This is a genomic window from Pseudomonas sp. ASL7, assembly GCF_056680375.1.
Map to the genome: position 1 here is coordinate 4,743,393 of NZ_CM155279.1, position 16,382 is coordinate 4,759,774.

The window sequence follows — 16,382 nt, forward strand, 5'->3', positions numbered from 1 at the left end:
TTACTCGGCCATCGAAGAAGAACGGGAGGTAGGGATAGATGGAACCGGGTCATAACCACCGGGATTCCACGGATGACAGCGACCTAAACGACGAAAGGCCAGCCAGCCACCGCGCAGAAGGCCATGATTTTCTATGGCTTCATACGCGTAGCAGGAACAACTGGGGTAGAAACGACAGTGATTGGCCATCAGGGGACTAATGGCATAGCGATAAAACTGGATCGGAGCGAGTGCCAGTTTACGCATCGGGACTGTCTACCCCTACAGTTTCGGCTTTGACTGCTGGTACCGGCGAGCTACGTGCCAGACGCTTCCAGAGTTTGCCGAAATGCTGAATCAATTCGGGGTTTTCTACGTCACCCAAACCTTTGCGCGCGACGATAACGATGTCCCAACCGACCAGTGAATCCTGGTGCAGACGGAACGATTCGCGCATCAGACGTTTGAGGCGATTGCGCTCGACGGAGAGCTTTACGCTCTTTTTCCCGATAACCAGCCCGAGACGGGGGTGATCAAGATCGTTGTTGCGCGCAAGGAGCAGGAGATTTTTCCCCGGAACCTTGCCGGTAGGGGAGTCAAAGACTGCCTTGAAATGCCGGGGGGTAAGCAAACGCTTTTCCCGACTGAAGTCCTGACTCACCTCCAGTGCCGGATTATCAAACTGCCAGACGCGCACGACCTTTGGCGCGACGACGCGACAGGACGGCACGACCGTTCTTGGTAGCCATGCGAGCACGGAAACCGTGGGTACGAGCGCGTTTGATAGTGCTTGGTTGGAAAGTACGTTTCATTGTCGTGTTACCTGGTTCGTCCACAACGGGCCGGAATGGCCCCCGTTTTAAGAGACCGGGGATTCTAGAGAAAGCAAGCCTCTAGGTCAATTTCCAACCAACGTTTCCTTATAAATAGATCTCCAGACGTTTTGCCCGTTGGCAGGTCCTTCTCCAGATATAGAAATAAAGAAGGGAATTATTTAAAGCTTTTCTGTAAAGCTTATAAAAGCTAGGGAGGCCATCATCTGTGGATAACTGTATTGGGGCCTTATAGAACGTGATGTACAGAGAATGACAACTACGGTGGAAAACGGTGGTCAGCCTGTGCTGCGCTGTCGGATAAGCTGTGTGTGAAACAGGTAGTTATCCACAGGACAGTTATCCACTGAGTTTCCCCCCTACTTGTGCAACGACCTTAGGCCCGGTTATCCACAGAGCTTATACACAGACCATTGGTCGCCTTTTTTCTCCATAAATCGTTGATTCTTCTTAAAGGGTGACAAACCTACGTGTGGATAAGTCGGCGTCCGGTCGCTACAATGGCCGCTTGTTTTTGCCTCACCGGCTTTCAACTTAGGGGATATCCGTGTCAGTGGAACTTTGGCAGCAGTGCGTGGAGCTTTTGCGCGATGAGCTGCCTGCCCAACAATTCAACACTTGGATCCGTCCACTACAGGTCGAAGCCGAAGGCGATGAGTTGCGTGTCTACGCACCGAATCGTTTTGTTCTCGACTGGGTTAATGAAAAGTACCTGGGCCGCGTCCTGGAACTGCTGGATGAGCATGGCAATGGCATGGCGCCTGCGCTTTCCTTATTAATAGGCAGCAAACGCAGTTCGGCACCGCGCGCTGCGCCTAACGCACCATTGGCCGCTGCGGCCTCCCAGGCTCAGGCTGCTCAAGCGCCTGTCAGCTCTACGCCCGCCCCGGTAGCCACTCAGACCAAGCGTTCGACGCAAAAACTGGCCGAGGTCAGTGAAGAGCCGTCTCGCGACAGCTTCGACCCAATGGCCGGCGCCAGCTCGCAGCAAGCCCCGGTTCGTTCCGAACAACGCACCGTGCAGGTTGAAGGTGCGCTCAAGCACACCAGCTATCTGAACCGTACCTTCACCTTCGAGAACTTCGTTGAGGGTAAGTCCAACCAACTGGCCCGGGCCGCGGCCTGGCAAGTGGCGGACAACCCCAAGCACGGTTACAACCCGCTCTTCCTTTATGGCGGCGTCGGCTTGGGTAAGACCCACTTGATGCACGCTGTGGGTAACCACCTATTAAAGAAGAATCCGAATGCCAAGGTCGTGTACCTGCATTCCGAGCGTTTCGTGGCTGACATGGTCAAGGCGCTGCAACTGAACGCGATTAACGAGTTCAAGCGCTTCTACCGTTCAGTGGACGCCCTGCTGATCGATGACATTCAGTTCTTCGCCCGCAAGGAACGGTCCCAGGAAGAGTTTTTCCACACCTTCAACGCTTTGCTTGAAGGTGGCCAGCAGGTCATTCTCACGAGTGACCGCTACCCGAAAGAAATCGAAGGCCTTGAAGAGCGCCTCAAGTCCCGCTTTGGCTGGGGCCTGACAGTAGCTGTCGAGCCGCCGGAGTTGGAAACCCGTGTCGCGATCTTGATGAAGAAGGCTGATCAGGCCAAGGTCGATCTGCCCCACGACGCGGCGTTTTTCATTGCCCAACGTATTCGTTCCAACGTACGTGAGCTGGAAGGCGCGCTCAAACGCGTCATCGCTCACTCACACTTCATGGGTCGCGATATCACCATCGAGTTGATTCGCGAATCCCTGAAAGACTTGTTGGCACTGCAAGACAAACTGGTCTCTGTGGATAACATTCAGCGCACCGTCGCCGAGTACTACAAGATCAAGATCTCCGACCTGCTGTCCAAGCGTCGTTCGCGCTCGGTTGCCCGTCCGCGTCAGGTGGCCATGGCCTTGTCCAAAGAGCTGACTAACCACAGCCTGCCAGAAATCGGCGATGTGTTTGGTGGCCGCGATCACACGACTGTTTTGCACGCCTGCCGCAAGATCAACGAACTTAAGGAATCCGACGCGGACATCCGCGAGGACTACAAGAACCTGCTGCGTACACTGACCACTTGATGAACACCAGCGCAGCTTATTAAGGCAAGGGACTAGACCATGCATTTCACCATTCAACGCGAAGCCCTGTTGAAACCCCTGCAACTGGTCGCAGGCGTCGTCGAGCGCCGACAGACCTTGCCGGTGCTCTCCAACGTGCTGCTGGTTGTCGAAGGCCAGCAACTGTCGCTGACCGGTACCGACCTGGAAGTCGAGCTGGTCGGTCGTGTGCAACTCGAAGAACCGGCTGATCCAGGTTCCATCACCGTGCCTGCGCGCAAGCTGATGGACATCTGCAAGAGCTTGCCGAACGACGCGCTGATCGACATCAAGGTCGACGAGCAGAAGTTGGTTGTGAAGGCTGGCCGTAGCCGCTTCACCTTGTCGACACTGCCGGCGAACGATTTCCCGACTGTTGAAGAAGGTCCTGGTTCGCTGACCTGTAGCCTTCAGCAAAGCAAACTGCGTCGTTTGATCGAACGCACCAGCTTCGCCATGGCCCAACAGGACGTGCGTTATTACCTGAACGGTATGCTGCTGGAAGTCTCGGCGGGCATTATTCGCGCCGTGGCCACCGACGGTCACCGTTTGGCCATGTGCTCGATGCAGGCTGATATCGGTCAGCCGGATCGCCACCAGGTGATCGTGCCGCGCAAGGGTATCCTTGAGCTGGCGCGCCTGCTGACCGAACCGGACGGCCTCGTCAGCATCGTATTGGGTCAACACCACATCCGTGCGACCACCGGCGAGTTCACCTTTACGTCGAAACTGGTCGACGGCAAATTCCCTGATTACGAGCGCGTACTGCCCAAAGGTGGTGACAAGCTCGTGCTGGGGGATCGCCAGGCCCTGCGTGAAGCCTTCAGCCGTACCGCGATTCTGTCCAACGAGAAGTACCGCGGTATCCGTTTGCAACTGGCCAATGGTCAGCTGAAGATCCAGGCGAACAACCCGGAGCAGGAAGAAGCGGAAGAAGAAGTGGGCGTTGAGTACAACGGAGGCTCGCTGGAAATCGGCTTCAACGTGAGCTATTTGCTCGACGTGCTCGGCGTGATGACTACCGAGCAGGTTCGGCTGATTCTGTCCGACTCTAACAGCAGTGCGCTGGTGCAAGAGTCCGACAACGACGACTCGGCTTACGTTGTCATGCCGATGCGTCTGTAATCATGCTCAGCAGAAGCTAGATGTCCTTAAGTCGCGTCTCGGTCACCGCGGTGCGCAATCTGCACCCGGTGACCTTCTCCCCCTCCCCCCGCATCAACATTCTTTACGGCGCCAACGGCAGCGGCAAAACCAGTGTTCTGGAAGCCATTTACCTGCTGGGGCTTGCCCGTTCGTTTCGTAGCACCCGTTTGTTGCCGGTTATCCAGTATGAGCAACTTGCCTGTACGGTATTTGGTCAAGTGGAGTTGGCTGAGGGTGGGCAAAGCGCATTGGGCATTTCGCGCGACCGCCAAGGGGAATTCCAGATCCGTATCGACGGGCAGAACGCCCGCAGTGCTGCGCAGCTGGCAGAGATCCTGCCATTACAGTTGATCAACCCCGACAGTTTCCGCTTGCTGGAAGGCGCACCGAAGATTCGTCGGCAGTTTCTCGACTGGGGCGTGTTCCACGTGGAACCGCGATTCATGTCCACTTGGCAGCGCTTGCAGAAGGCCCTGCGCCAGAGAAACTCTTGGCTGCGACATGGTACACTTGACGCCGTTTCGCAAGCGGTTTGGGACAGAGAACTGTGCCAGGCCAGCGCTGAAATAGATGAATACCGCCGCGCTTATATCAAAGCCTTGAAACCAGTCTTTGAACAGACCCTGAGCGAATTGGTTGAGCTTGAGGGTTTGACGCTCAGCTATTACCGAGGCTGGGACAAGGACCGGGAATTGAGTGCAGTGCTCGCTGGGTCCGTTCAGCGGGATCAGCAAATGGGTCATACCCAGGCCGGACCACAACGCGCTGATTTGCGTCTTAGGTTGGGCGCACATAACGCCGCCGACATCTTGTCCCGCGGACAGCAGAAGTTGGTGGTCTGTGCATTGCGGATTGCCCAAGGGCATTTGGTTAGCCAGGCCCGACGCGGCCAGTGTATTTATCTGGTGGATGACCTGCCGTCCGAACTGGACGAGCAACACCGCCGCGCGCTTTGCCGCTTGCTGGAAGACTTACGCTGCCAGGTGTTTATCACCTGTGTAGATCACGAATTATTGAGGGAAGGCTGGCAGACGGAAACGCCAGTCGCTTTGTTCCACGTGGAACAGGGCCGTATCACCCAGACCCACGACCATCGGGAGTGAAGGCATTGAGCGAAGAAAATACGTACGACTCAACGAGCATTAAAGTGCTGAAAGGCCTGGATGCCGTACGCAAACGTCCCGGTATGTACATTGGTGACACCGACGATGGCAGCGGTCTGCACCACATGGTGTTCGAGGTGGTCGATAACTCGATCGACGAAGCGCTCGCCGGCCACTGTGACGACATCAGCATCATCATCCATCCGGACGAGTCCATCACCGTTCGCGACAACGGTCGTGGCATTCCGGTAGACGTGCACAAAGAAGAAGGCGTTTCGGCAGCCGAGGTCATCATGACCGTGCTGCACGCCGGCGGTAAGTTCGATGATAACTCCTACAAAGTATCCGGCGGCTTGCACGGTGTAGGTGTGTCGGTTGTGAACGCCCTGTCTGAAGAGCTGGTCCTGACCGTTCGCCGTAGCGGCAAGATCTGGGAACAGACTTATATCCACGGTGTTCCGAAAGAGCCGATGAAAATCGTCGGTGAAAGTGAATCCACCGGCACCCAGATTCATTTCAAACCGTCTGACCTGACCTTCAAGAATATCCATTTCAGCTGGGACATCCTGGCCAAGCGGATTCGTGAACTGTCCTTCCTCAACTCCGGTGTTGGCATCGTCCTCAAGGACGAGCGCAGCGGCAAGGAAGAGCTGTTCAAATACGAAGGCGGCCTGCGTGCATTCGTTGAGTACTTGAACACCAACAAGACGCCGGTCAACCAGGTATTCCACTTCAACATCCAGCGTGAAGACGGCATCGGCGTGGAAATCGCCCTGCAATGGAACGACAGCTTCAACGAGAACCTGTTGTGCTTCACCAACAACATTCCGCAGCGCGATGGCGGTACTCACCTGGTGGGTTTCCGTTCCGCTCTGACACGTAACCTGAACACCTACATCGAAGCCGAAGGTCTGGCGAAAAAGCACAAAGTCGCCACCACCGGTGACGACGCCCGTGAAGGCCTGACCGCGATCATCTCGGTGAAAGTGCCGGATCCGAAGTTCAGCTCCCAGACCAAAGACAAGCTGGTTTCTTCCGAAGTGAAGACGGCGGTCGAACAGGAAATGGGCAAGTACTTCTCCGACTTCCTGTTGGAAAACCCGAACGAAGCCAAACTGGTCGTTGGCAAGATGATCGATGCGGCGCGCGCTCGTGAAGCGGCGCGTAAAGCCCGTGAGATGACCCGTCGCAAAGGCGCGCTGGATATTGCCGGCCTGCCGGGCAAACTGGCTGACTGCCAGGAAAAAGACCCTGCCCTCTCCGAACTGTACCTCGTGGAAGGTGACTCTGCTGGCGGCTCCGCCAAGCAGGGACGTAACCGTAAGACCCAGGCCATCCTGCCCCTGAAAGGCAAGATCCTGAACGTCGAGAAGGCGCGTTTCGACAAGATGATCTCTTCGCAGGAAGTGGGCACCTTGATCACAGCGCTGGGCTGCGGCATTGGCCGTGACGAGTACAACATCGCGAAGCTGCGTTACCACAACATCATCATCATGACCGATGCTGACGTCGACGGTTCGCACATCCGTACCCTGCTGCTGACCTTCTTCTTCCGTCAGTTGCCGGAGTTGATTGAGCGCGGCTACATCTACATCGCTCAGCCACCGCTGTACAAGGTCAAGAAGGGCAAGCAAGAGCAATACATCAAAGACGACGACGCCATGGAAGAGTACATGACGCAGTCGGCCCTGGAAGATGCGAGCCTGCACCTGAACGAGGAAGCCCCGGGTATTTCCGGACCAGCCCTCGAGCGTCTGGTGAATGACTTCCGCCTGGTAATGAAGACTCTGAAGCGTCTGTCGCGCCTGTACCCACAGGAATTGACCGAGCACTTCATCTACCTGCCAGCAGTGAGCATGGAGCAACTGTCCGACCACGCAGCGATGCAGGATTGGATGGCCAAGTACGAAGTCCGTCTGCGTACCGTCGAGAAATCCGGTCTGGTCTACAAAGCCAGTCTGCGTGAAGACCGTGAACGTAACGTCTGGCTGCCAGAGGTCGAACTGATCTCCCACGGCTTGTCGAACTACATCACCTTCAACCGCGACTTCTTCGGCAGCAACGATTACAAGACTGTTGTGTCCCTGGGCGCTCAACTGAGCACCTTGCTGGACGAAGGCGCGTACATCCAGCGCGGCGAGCGCAAGAAGCCGGTCACCGAGTTCAAGGAAGCACTTGAATGGCTGATGGCTGAAAGCACCAAGCGTCACACCATCCAGCGATACAAAGGTCTGGGTGAAATGAACCCGGATCAGCTGTGGGAAACCACTATGGACCCAAGCCAGCGCCGGATGCTCAAAGTGACCATCGAAGACGCCATTGGCGCGGATCAGATCTTCAACACCCTGATGGGTGATGCGGTCGAACCTCGTCGCGACTTCATCGAAAGCAACGCCCTGGCGGTTTCTAACCTGGATTTCTGATCCAGGTGTAGGTTCACAGTATTTACACCAATAAATGAAGCCCGCCCACTCCTGTGGGTGGGCAGATATAAGGCCAGCGCTGCGCGCTGGCCTTTTTTTATGGGAAATTAATAGCTAGCTATTTGTTAATGAAAGTCTGAAGTATTCATTTGATCTTTCAGATTCTTTTGCGCTGTAGCCTATGCCTAACATCAGCTCCACAGCGAACCCGCCACGGCATCGTTCAGTGGGGCCCGATTACGCAGAGATCCAGCTAAAAATCCTCTGTGGATGCTGACCATTTGATTGCGACCGGCTTGGTACCCAGAGATTTTTGAGGATCATCGATGAAACTGGAAATTTTCCGCACGCTGTGGGGCTACACCGCCAGCAAAGCCCAAGCGCTCGAGGAGCTGCTGCAGGTGGGCTTTGATGGCATGGAAGCACGCTTGCCACTGGACGCCTGTGAACGGGCTGAGTTTGCCGCATTTCTAAAGGCCAATCGCCTGGGCTATATCAGCACAGTCTTCACCGCCTACGATGTGCTGCCGGACCAGTCGGCGACCCCCGCCGTTCACCTCAATGACCTCGACCAGAAACTCGCCTGGGCCGCCGAACTCGGCCCACGCTTCGTCAACGTACTGGCGGGCAATGATCGTTGGTCCTTGCCACAACAAGTTGAGTTTTTCGGTCAGGCACTGGAACTGGCACGCAAGCACGGCCAGGTCTGCAGTTTCGAAACTCACCGCTCGCGTTCGCTGTTCAACCCCTGGGTGACCCTGGAGTTGATCCGGCAACTGCCTGACCTGTTGTTCACCAGTGACATCAGCCATTGGGTTGTGACCTGCGAGCGCTTGTTGAATGACCCGGCCGATGACCTGAGCGCCTTCATCGAACGGGTTCACCATATCCAGGCGCGGGTTGGTTATGACCAGGGCCCACAGGTTCCGCACCCGGCGGCCCCCGAATATGCAAAAGAACTGGCCTTCCACCAGCAGCACTGGGAAAGTATCTGGCGCTCGCAGCAAGCCCGCGGCTATCAGGTCAGCACCCTGACCCCGGAGTTCGGTGCCGACGGCTACCTGCATCATTTGCCTTTCACTAATGTTCCAGTCGCCGACCTGTGGTCATTGAACGTGTGGATGGGCAAGACCGAGCGTGAACACTTCAATCGTTTCAGCCACTCGAGTAACCCTTAGGGAGCCGCTGCGTCATGCCTGACAATAAAAACAACAGCGCCAGCACTGACACACAGACAGCTAACTTCAAGAACATCCCGGTGGTAAACATCGCCGGTCTGTTCAGCTTTGAATTGGAACACCGCTTGGCCGTGGCCGAACAATTGGGTCGTGCCGCCAGTGAAGTCGGGTTCCTCTATATCACCGATCACGGTATCGACCCGCAACTGATCACCAACCTGCGTAAGGCTGCCAAGGACTTTTTCGACCAGTCCTTCGACATCAAGATGCAGCACTACATCGGCACCTCGCAAACCCACAAGGGCTTTGTACCGGAAGGCGAAGAGGTCTACTCAAAGGGCAAGCCGGATCACAAGGAAGCCTTCGACGTCGGCTTCGAAGTCCCGGCCGATGACCCGCTGGTGCTGGCCAAAACCCCATTACTGGGGCCCAACAATTGGCCGCAGCTGCCGGGATTCAAAGCGTCGGTTCAGGCCTACTATGAAGCGATCTTCGCCTTGGGCCAGCGCTTGTTTGGCGGCTTCGCCCTGGCCCTGGGCCTGGAAGAAAACTATTTTGACAGCATGGTCACTCGTCCGCCTTCCAAGTTGCGCCTGATCCACTATCCTTTTGACGGTGCAGCCCACGATGCACCGGGCATTGGCGCCCATACTGATTACGAGTGCTTCACCATCCTCCTGGCCGACAAACCTGGCCTTGAGGTGATGAACAACCTTGGCCACTGGATTGATGCATCACCGATTGCAGGTGCTTTTGTGGTCAATATCGGCGACATGCTTGAAGTGATGACGGCAGGTGCATTCGTTGCCACTACACACCGGGTACGGAGCGTGAGTGAGGAGCGTTATTCCTTTCCACTGTTTTATGCCTGTGACTACCACACCCAGATCAAGCCGCTGCCCGCGTTCGCCCAGGCCGGTAAGGACTACGAAGAAATCGCCATTGGCGAACACATGTATGGCCAAGCGCTGCAGACCTATCAGTATCTGCGCCAGCGGGTGGCCAATGGAGAAGTTCTACTGCCAGAGAAGGCACGTAAACCCGCCAGTTTCGGGCACTTGAAAAATCAGGCACAACCGTCTTGATTGACGTTTTCAGCTACACACTTACCTACACCGGAGTCAGTAAATAATGAAAAATAATAAGAACACACTTTTGTGCATGACCGTATTGGCAGCCGGTATGCTCGGTGCCTCGGTGAGCATGGCCGCAGACACGTTCAAGGTCGGCATGGAAATCACCTATCCTCCGTTCGAGTCCTATGACAAGGACAAAAACGTGGTGGGTTCGGACCCAGAGCTGGCAACGATCCTGGCCAAGCACATGAACGCCAAGGTGGAGTTTGTCGATACCAAATTCCCGAGCCTGATCCTCGGCCTGAACTCCGGTAAGTACGACGCGATTATTTCCGGCATGTACATCACACCGGAGCGCCAGACCCAGGCCCAGACCATCGCCTATGCCAATACCGGTGCAGCGGTCATGGTGCCCCAGGGCAGCCCGATCAACGCGAAAAAGCCTGAAGACCTGTGCGGTTTGAAACTGGGCCTGGAACAGGGCACCACCTGGGTCAAAGACTTCAAGAAACTCTCCGATGATTACTGCGTGCCGAACAATAAAGGCGCCATCACCGTCAGCGAGTACCCGTCTGCGCCTGAAGTGACCCAAGCCCTGTTGTCCAAGAACATCCAGGCCCAGGTTGAAATCGCTGGCGCGGCAAAAATGATCGCGGACAAGACCAACGGCCGGGTAGTGATCACCACCGACAGTCCGATCTATCAGCAAACCTTGGGTATTTTCGTCAAGAAAGGTAACGACGAAACCTTCAAGGCCGTGCAAAAAGCCTTCGAGGAAACCAAAAAGAGTGGTGAGTATGCCGCTATTCTCAAGAAATATGCCTTGGAAGAACCGACTGCTAACTAATAACGTGTCCTTGTAGTTTGGTCATCTGCCTCCCCCTCACCGGGGCGGCAGATTGAGGTGCCCTATGCAATTCGATTGGTCTTATTTTTTATCCCTATTCTCCCTGCCGGACTTCTGGAAAGCCTGCGTTACTGTGGTCCAGCTCAGTGCCCTGGCCTGGTTCCTCGGCATGCTGCTGGGCTTTGGCCTGGCCTCGGCCAAGCTGTCCCAGTCACCCTTACTGCGCATTCCCGCGGCGGTCTACATCTGGTTCTTCCGCAGCATCCCGTTGCTGGTGCTGGTGGTCTTCGTCTACAACTTGCCGCAATTGTTTCCCGGTAGCGGCCCGATTCTGTCCAACCCCTTCTACTCCGGCTTGCTGGCCCTGGTGGTCACGGAAGCGGCTTACATGGCGGAAATCCACCGTGGTGGTCTGATCTCCGTGGCCAAGGGCCAGAAGGAAGCCGGCCGCGCGCTGGGTGTTGGCCAGTTCGGCATGCAGCGCTTGATCGTGATTCCCCAGGCTTTCCGTATCTCGCTGCCTACGTTGATCAATGAATACATCACTGTGGTCAAGCTGACGTCGCTGGTCTCGGTCATCTCCCTGACCGAAATTCTCACGGTCGGCCAACGCCTCTATGCAACCAACTTTCTGGTCATGGAAACCCTGGCTGCGGTGGCGGTGTACTACGTGCTGATCGTCACTGTGTTCGGTTATTTCCTGCAGCGCCTGGAGCGCTACCTGGACCTGAATTACCGCAAGCCGCAAACACTCGACGCGGCCGCAATGGCCAAGCTCAAGGCCTGCGCCGAAGCCTTGCCCGACAATGCGCCCAAAACCGCGGGCAACAACCCGTTGCCAATCCTGCAACTGACGAACATCCAGAAGAGCTACGGCACGCACCAAGTGCTGATGGGGATTGACCTGAATGTCGAATTTGGCCAGGTGGTCTCTATCATTGGCCCATCCGGTTCCGGCAAAACTTCGCTAATCCGCACGGTCAACGGCCTGGAAAGCATTGATACAGGTGACATTCAGTTGTTCGGTGAAAAATTCATCGAGGCGACGGACAAACCCAACAGCGCCCGTCTGCGCAAAGGCGTGCGGCACATTGGCATGGTGTTCCAGAACTTCAACCTGTTCCCGCACCGCACCATTCTCGACAACGTCACGCTGGCGCCGCGCTACCATGGCCTTGCGGGTGAGCTGAGCGAACATCGTGCTTATGCGCTGCTGGACAAGGTCGGTCTGTTGGCCCATGCCCACAAGTACCCGCACCAGCTCTCTGGCGGGCAGCAACAGCGCGTCGCGATCGCTCGAGCCCTGGCGATGGAGCCGCAGATCATGCTCTTCGACGAGCCGACCTCTGCCCTCGACCCGGAACTGGTCAACGACGTGCTGAACGTCATCCGCGACCTGGCCAAGGAAGGCATGACCATGCTGATCGTGACCCACGAAATGGACTTTGCCATGTCGATTTCCGACCGGGTGATTTTCATGGAGAACGGCAATATTCAACTCGATGCCGCGCCAAGCACGATTCGCACTGCCGATTCTGCCGAACGCGTGCGCCGCTTCATGGGCATCGATACCTCAGTGGTTGAGCCGCAGCCCAATGAGCTGGGGGCCATCCTCGCGCAATAAATGATTTGACCCCACGCCCGGCCGCGATGGGGCCGCCCAAACGAAAAGGCCAACGCTCATGCGTTGGCCTTTTTTATTACCTGCCAAGTGTCGCGATTTACTCAGCCACCGCCGCCACACTTTCCAACCGATACCCATAGCCATAAATCGTCAGCAGCTGCCAGCCACGATCGGCCGTCAGCCCGAGCTTATTGCGCAAACGATAGATGTGCGTGTCCAGGGGGCGTGAGGAGTCCATCTCTTCGTGTGTCCAGAATCGCTGATAAAGGTACTCTCGGGACAGCGGTCGCCCAAGGTTGCTGAATAGACAGCGTGCCAGCCGATACTCTCGTTCCGTCAAGAGAATCGGGCTGCCGGCGCGTTTTACGGTGAGTTCGACATCGTCGAATACCAGATCACTGAAACTTAACACTTCTACCGCAGCATGCCGTTGCTGACTGTGGCGACGCAGAACAGCAGCGACACGAGCTTTCAATTCATTGGGACGGAATGGCTTGCTGACGTAATCATCGGCTCCGGCATTTAACGCCTGGACGATGTCACTCTCAGTGTCGCGACTGGTGAGCATGATGGCAGCTGGCGGCGCGTCTATATGTTCGCGAGTCCAGCTCAGCAGTGCGAGGCCGCTGAGGTCCGGCAGTTGCCAGTCGAGGATCAGCAGGTCATAGGTGTCCCGGCGCAGTTGGTGCAACAGGTCCTCTCCCCTCTCGAAACTGCTCAAGGACCAGGTTTCTTCACCCGGCTCGGCCATCTGGTGCAGGGCCTGTTCTACCCGGCGCAGTTCAGCCGGTTCATCGTCCAGTATCGCGACACGCATGGGCGGTAGTTCCTTGGGTTCAGGGAGCGGTGCGCTGTATTAAGACAATAGCCACTCGTTCGGGGGGCGTGAAAGGAAGCGGCCTGCCGTTGGTCCGCTATGATTTCAATCATCCATTCGGACCTGTGACTCATGAACGAAATTCCCTGTTCCTTCAGTGATACTCATGATGGATGAACGCCGCCTGGAAAGCCGCGAGCCGACTCAAGTGCAACGGCTGTTCCGGCAGTTGGTGCGTGAATGGTTGTGGATAAGTCTGGTGCTGCTGCCGATGACTGCGCTGCTGTCCTATCGCATTCAAGTTAACGTGCACGATGCAACTCCAACCTTGGGGGCTTTGCTCTCAGTGGCACTGGTGATGTGTGTACTGGGATTGCTGTTGTGGTTGCCGCGCCTGGCGCTTTGGTTGACCCTCGCGGGCATCGGTTCTGCATTACTGGCCAGTGCCGGTCTGGCAGAGCTACAACATTGGTGGTCACCGACCCCCAGCGTGCTGGGTATGCTGCTGGGTTATCTGATCTGGAACTGGCGGCGCCTAAGCGTGGTGTTGACCTATTTCGGATGGGAGTTGGCGCGCCTGGACAGCGAACCGAAAATCTTCCCTGAACGCCCTCGTACGCGCCTCCCCACCGGTGACCGCTTGCAAGCCCAGGTTATAGCGCTTGAGCAAGCCATGAGCCTGACCCGCGACACCCATCGCTTCATTGCGGACGGGTTGGAGTATCTGCCGGTCGCGACATTGATTAGCGACCCGAACGGGCGAGTCCTGTTGGGCAACCGTAAGTCTCGCGAATTATTTGCCAGTGATTTGGTGGGCGATGACGTGATTGATCGATTGGCACGATTGGGGTATCCGGCATTGACTCAAGGCGTGCCTGCTCTGTTATCCGAACTGCCGCTGCTGGAGTTTCGCGACGTTAAAGAGCGCAGCCTGCGCTTGGAGCGTGCGCCCTTGCTGCCGGTGGACGGGGAAACGCCGGTGGGTTGGTTATTGAGCCTGACCGACCTGAGTGTCGAGCGCGATGCAGAAGAGCAACGGGCAGTGCTATTACGATTCTTGTCCCACGACCTGCGGGCACCGCATTCGGCAATTCTGGCATTGCTTGATGTACATCGGCATCAGGTCGGCGGGGACCTGCAGCTGTTCGATCAGATCGAACTTCAGGTGCGCCGGGCCCTGGACCTGACGGACGGCTTCGTGCAATTGGCCAAGGCCGAGTCTGAGGCCTATCGGTTTCAGCCGAGCTTGTTGTCAATGCTCGTGCTGGACGTGTTCGATCAGGCGCTGAGCATCGCGCAGATGAAGCAGATTGAATTGGTCCATGATGTTGAAGAACAGGCGCAGGAAAGTTTGATCATGGCGGATCAGGCGCTGTTGACCCGGGCGTTGTTCAATTTGCTGGAAAACGCCATCAAGTACAGCGAATCCGGTACGCGTATCAGTTTGCAGGTTCGGTCCGGCGAAGGCTGGTTAACCTGTGACCTCACTGACCAGGGCAAAGGCATCGCCGCCGAAGAGCTACCTGAACTGTTTAGCCAGTATCGGCGCTTTTCTTCAGCACACGGCATTGATGGAGTGGGCTTGGGCCTGTCGATGGTGAAAGCGGTGGTGGATCGCCATGGTGGGCGAATTGAATGCCAGAGCGTCGTTGGCCAAGGTACGCGATTCAGTCTGCGCTTCCCGTTGTTCGAGGAATGAAACACATAAAAAAACCGGCTATATCAGCCGGTTTTTTTGCGCCCGAAAAAAACTTATGCACCTTTTTCGCTGTTTTATTGTTTTAAGAAATATGTATATAAATCAGTAACTTAAAAACAAAACGCGACGCTTTTCAATGAAACGGTGCACAGGTTATCCACAGAATCTCAGACAGCCACTTGATCATTGGCGGCCGGGGCTTGTGACGCCGGTGGAAGCGAACCCATTTCCCGCTGCATGTTCTCGTTCCAGGCTTGAACCCGGTCGTTCAATGCGGCAATGGCTCGAGGCCCACTGCCTTCTGGATACATGGGTTCCCCGATGATCACGGTGATCACACCCTGCTTCTTTGCCCAACCGGTTTTCGGCCAGAACTTGCCGGCATTGTGCGCAATCGGCAGCACCGGAAGCTCGGCGTTGACCGCTAAAGCGGTGCCTCCGCGAGAGAATTTTCCGACGGTGCCGTAGGGAACTCGCGTTCCTTCAGGGAAGATCAGTACCCAGACGCCATCCTTGAGCAGCTCATCGCCTTTCTTCGCCACATGCTTGAGCGCTGCCTTCGGATTGTCACGGTCGATGGCGATCGGTCGCAACATGGCCATGGCCCAGCCGAAGAACGGCACAAACAGCAACGAGCGCTTCAGTACCTGGCTCAATGGTTGGAAGTAGGCCGAGAGAAAGAACGTTTCCCAGGTGCTCTGGTGATTCGACTGAATCACGCAGGGCTGATCGGGCACATTCTCGGCGCCTTTAACTTCATAACTAATGCCCAGAAAGACCTTGCTGAGCCACAAGGCGCATCGGCACCAATACACATTGATGAAGCGATATCGCGCCTTGAAAGGCAAAAACGGTGCGATAAAAAAGCTCAGGCTGCACCAAAGCAAGGAGCTGGTGCCCAGCAACAGGTAAAAGAGGAAAGTTCTAATGGCCTGCAGTATCGACATGGCGACGTTTACCGTTGCGAGCAATGCCCGCCTATTCAAGCGCACCCCCGATCAATCCTTTGTCAGGAATCTTCAGAAGCACTCTAATTGTGGATAAGTTCTGCGGCAATCGCCGCCAGATCGTCAAAAATCAAGGTGCCCGCCGGTAGGGTCTTGCCCAGAGTCTTTTCGCCTTTCCCGGTCTTTACCAAAACTGGCTGAGAATCGACGGCTTTGGCGGCTTCCAGGTCACCGAGACTGTCGCCGACGAACCATAAATTAGTCAGTGATACGTTGTAATGCGCGGCGATGGTTTTCAACATCCCGGGTTTCGGCTTGCGGCAATCGCAGCCTTCGTCTGGCCCGTGCGGGCAATAGACGATCAGCCCGACCTCACCGCCCTGCTCCGCCACCAACGAGCGCAAGCGCTCGTGCATGGCGTCCAGGGTGGCGATGTCGTAATAGCCGCGAGCGATGCCCGACTGGTTGGTAGCAACCGCTACCGTCCAGCCGGCCTTGCTCAACTGCGCGATGGCTGCGATCGAACCCGGGAGCGGAATCCACTCATCCACCGACTTGATGTAAGCGTCGGAGTCGTAATTGATCACCCCGTCCCGATCGAGAATCAGCAGTTTCAACAGCAGCCCC

At 56.2% G+C, this 16,382-nt stretch carries 15 protein-coding genes; 9 read left to right on the plus strand and 6 right to left on the minus strand.

Annotation, left to right across the window (positions count from 1 at the left end; genetic code table 11):
• The 3 genes from yidD to rpmH are packed head-to-tail and all read right to left on the minus strand — an operon-like array spanning window position 1 to window position 791.
• On the minus strand, window positions 1–246 hold the full coding sequence (yidD, locus tag AC1MDT_RS21995; protein WP_414909827.1) for a membrane protein insertion efficiency factor YidD: 246 nt from the start codon (window positions 244–246) through the stop codon (window positions 1–3).
• The gene (gene rnpA / locus AC1MDT_RS22000; RefSeq protein ID WP_480422847.1) at window positions 239–640 is read right to left on the minus strand and encodes a ribonuclease P protein component; all 402 of its coding nucleotides are present in this window, start codon (window positions 638–640) and stop codon (window positions 239–241) included. The genes yidD and rnpA overlap by 8 nt, the downstream gene beginning before the upstream one ends.
• Window positions 641–656: 16 nt before the next feature.
• Complete coding sequence (gene rpmH / locus AC1MDT_RS22005) at window positions 657–791, minus strand: 50S ribosomal protein L34 (protein WP_003213577.1); 135 nt, start codon at window positions 789–791, stop codon at window positions 657–659.
• A 568-nt stretch (window positions 792–1,359) separates the two neighbouring features.
• Between rpmH and dnaA the strand changes: the two genes are divergently transcribed.
• The 8 genes from dnaA (at window position 1,360) to AC1MDT_RS22045 (ending at window position 12,292) form a co-directional block, all read left to right on the plus strand.
• Window positions 1,360–2,877, plus strand: a complete 1,518-nt coding sequence (gene dnaA, locus AC1MDT_RS22010) for a chromosomal replication initiator protein DnaA (RefSeq protein WP_480418924.1) — start codon at window positions 1,360–1,362, stop codon at window positions 2,875–2,877.
• A 39-nt stretch (window positions 2,878–2,916) separates the two neighbouring features.
• A complete protein-coding gene (gene dnaN, locus AC1MDT_RS22015; protein WP_414909825.1) occupies window positions 2,917–4,020 on the plus strand; it encodes a DNA polymerase III subunit beta in 1,104 nt (367 codons plus the stop codon).
• 20 nt (window positions 4,021–4,040) lie between these two features.
• A complete protein-coding gene (gene recF / locus AC1MDT_RS22020) occupies window positions 4,041–5,144 on the plus strand; it encodes a DNA replication/repair protein RecF (protein WP_480418925.1) in 1,104 nt (367 codons plus the stop codon).
• Between the two features lie 5 nt (window positions 5,145–5,149).
• Window positions 5,150–7,567 (plus strand): DNA topoisomerase (ATP-hydrolyzing) subunit B, encoded by a 2,418-nt coding sequence (gene gyrB, locus AC1MDT_RS22025; RefSeq protein WP_414909823.1) that lies wholly within the window; start codon window positions 5,150–5,152, stop codon window positions 7,565–7,567.
• A 326-nt stretch (window positions 7,568–7,893) separates the two neighbouring features.
• Entirely contained in the window at window positions 7,894–8,745 is an 852-nt protein-coding gene (locus AC1MDT_RS22030; RefSeq protein WP_480418926.1) for a sugar phosphate isomerase/epimerase family protein, read from the plus strand.
• A gap of 14 nt (window positions 8,746–8,759) precedes the next feature.
• Window positions 8,760–9,830 (plus strand): isopenicillin N synthase family dioxygenase, encoded by a 1,071-nt coding sequence (locus AC1MDT_RS22035; protein ID WP_480418927.1) that lies wholly within the window; start codon window positions 8,760–8,762, stop codon window positions 9,828–9,830.
• A 46-nt stretch (window positions 9,831–9,876) separates the two neighbouring features.
• Entirely contained in the window at window positions 9,877–10,668 is a 792-nt protein-coding gene (locus AC1MDT_RS22040) for an ABC transporter substrate-binding protein (protein WP_480418928.1), read from the plus strand.
• A 64-nt stretch (window positions 10,669–10,732) separates the two neighbouring features.
• The gene (locus AC1MDT_RS22045; protein WP_480418929.1) at window positions 10,733–12,292 is read left to right on the plus strand and encodes an amino acid ABC transporter permease/ATP-binding protein; all 1,560 of its coding nucleotides are present in this window, start codon (window positions 10,733–10,735) and stop codon (window positions 12,290–12,292) included.
• Between the two features lie 97 nt (window positions 12,293–12,389).
• Here AC1MDT_RS22045 and AC1MDT_RS22050 read toward each other — a convergent pair whose 3' ends face one another.
• On the minus strand, window positions 12,390–13,109 hold the full coding sequence (locus AC1MDT_RS22050) for a response regulator transcription factor (protein ID WP_480418930.1): 720 nt from the start codon (window positions 13,107–13,109) through the stop codon (window positions 12,390–12,392).
• A gap of 166 nt (window positions 13,110–13,275) precedes the next feature.
• Between AC1MDT_RS22050 and AC1MDT_RS22055 the strand changes: the two genes are divergently transcribed.
• Window positions 13,276–14,808, plus strand: a complete 1,533-nt coding sequence (locus AC1MDT_RS22055; protein WP_480418931.1) for a sensor histidine kinase — start codon at window positions 13,276–13,278, stop codon at window positions 14,806–14,808.
• Window positions 14,809–14,975: 167 nt separating this feature from the next.
• Here the strand turns inward: AC1MDT_RS22055 and AC1MDT_RS22060 are convergent, their stop codons facing one another.
• Together AC1MDT_RS22060 and gmhB are read right to left on the minus strand one after the other, a co-directional pair.
• The gene (locus AC1MDT_RS22060; protein WP_414909810.1) at window positions 14,976–15,755 is read right to left on the minus strand and encodes a lysophospholipid acyltransferase family protein; all 780 of its coding nucleotides are present in this window, start codon (window positions 15,753–15,755) and stop codon (window positions 14,976–14,978) included.
• A gap of 83 nt (window positions 15,756–15,838) precedes the next feature.
• Complete coding sequence (gene gmhB / locus AC1MDT_RS22065) at window positions 15,839–16,378, minus strand: D-glycero-beta-D-manno-heptose 1,7-bisphosphate 7-phosphatase (protein ID WP_414909977.1); 540 nt, start codon at window positions 16,376–16,378, stop codon at window positions 15,839–15,841.
• Window positions 16,379–16,382 lie beyond the last annotated feature (4 nt).

Coding starts and splice junctions, on each gene's coding strand:
- AC1MDT_RS22060 (WP_414909810.1), bottom strand. CDS start 15,755: ATGTCGATACTGCAGGCCATTAGAACTTTCCTCTTTTACCTGTTGCTG.
- dnaN (WP_414909825.1), top strand. CDS start 2,917: ATGCATTTCACCATTCAACGCGAAGCCCTGTTGAAACCCCTGCAACTG.
- AC1MDT_RS22055 (WP_480418931.1), top strand. CDS start 13,276: ATGATGGATGAACGCCGCCTGGAAAGCCGCGAGCCGACTCAAGTGCAA.
- yidD (WP_414909827.1), bottom strand. CDS start 246: ATGCGTAAACTGGCACTCGCTCCGATCCAGTTTTATCGCTATGCCATT.
- AC1MDT_RS22030 (WP_480418926.1), top strand. CDS start 7,894: ATGAAACTGGAAATTTTCCGCACGCTGTGGGGCTACACCGCCAGCAAA.
- rpmH (WP_003213577.1), bottom strand. CDS start 791: ATGAAACGTACTTTCCAACCAAGCACTATCAAACGCGCTCGTACCCAC.
- AC1MDT_RS22050 (WP_480418930.1), bottom strand. CDS start 13,109: ATGCGTGTCGCGATACTGGACGATGAACCGGCTGAACTGCGCCGGGTA.
- AC1MDT_RS22035 (WP_480418927.1), top strand. CDS start 8,760: ATGCCTGACAATAAAAACAACAGCGCCAGCACTGACACACAGACAGCT.
- AC1MDT_RS22040 (WP_480418928.1), top strand. CDS start 9,877: ATGAAAAATAATAAGAACACACTTTTGTGCATGACCGTATTGGCAGCC.
- recF (WP_480418925.1), top strand. CDS start 4,041: ATGTCCTTAAGTCGCGTCTCGGTCACCGCGGTGCGCAATCTGCACCCG.
- AC1MDT_RS22045 (WP_480418929.1), top strand. CDS start 10,733: ATGCAATTCGATTGGTCTTATTTTTTATCCCTATTCTCCCTGCCGGAC.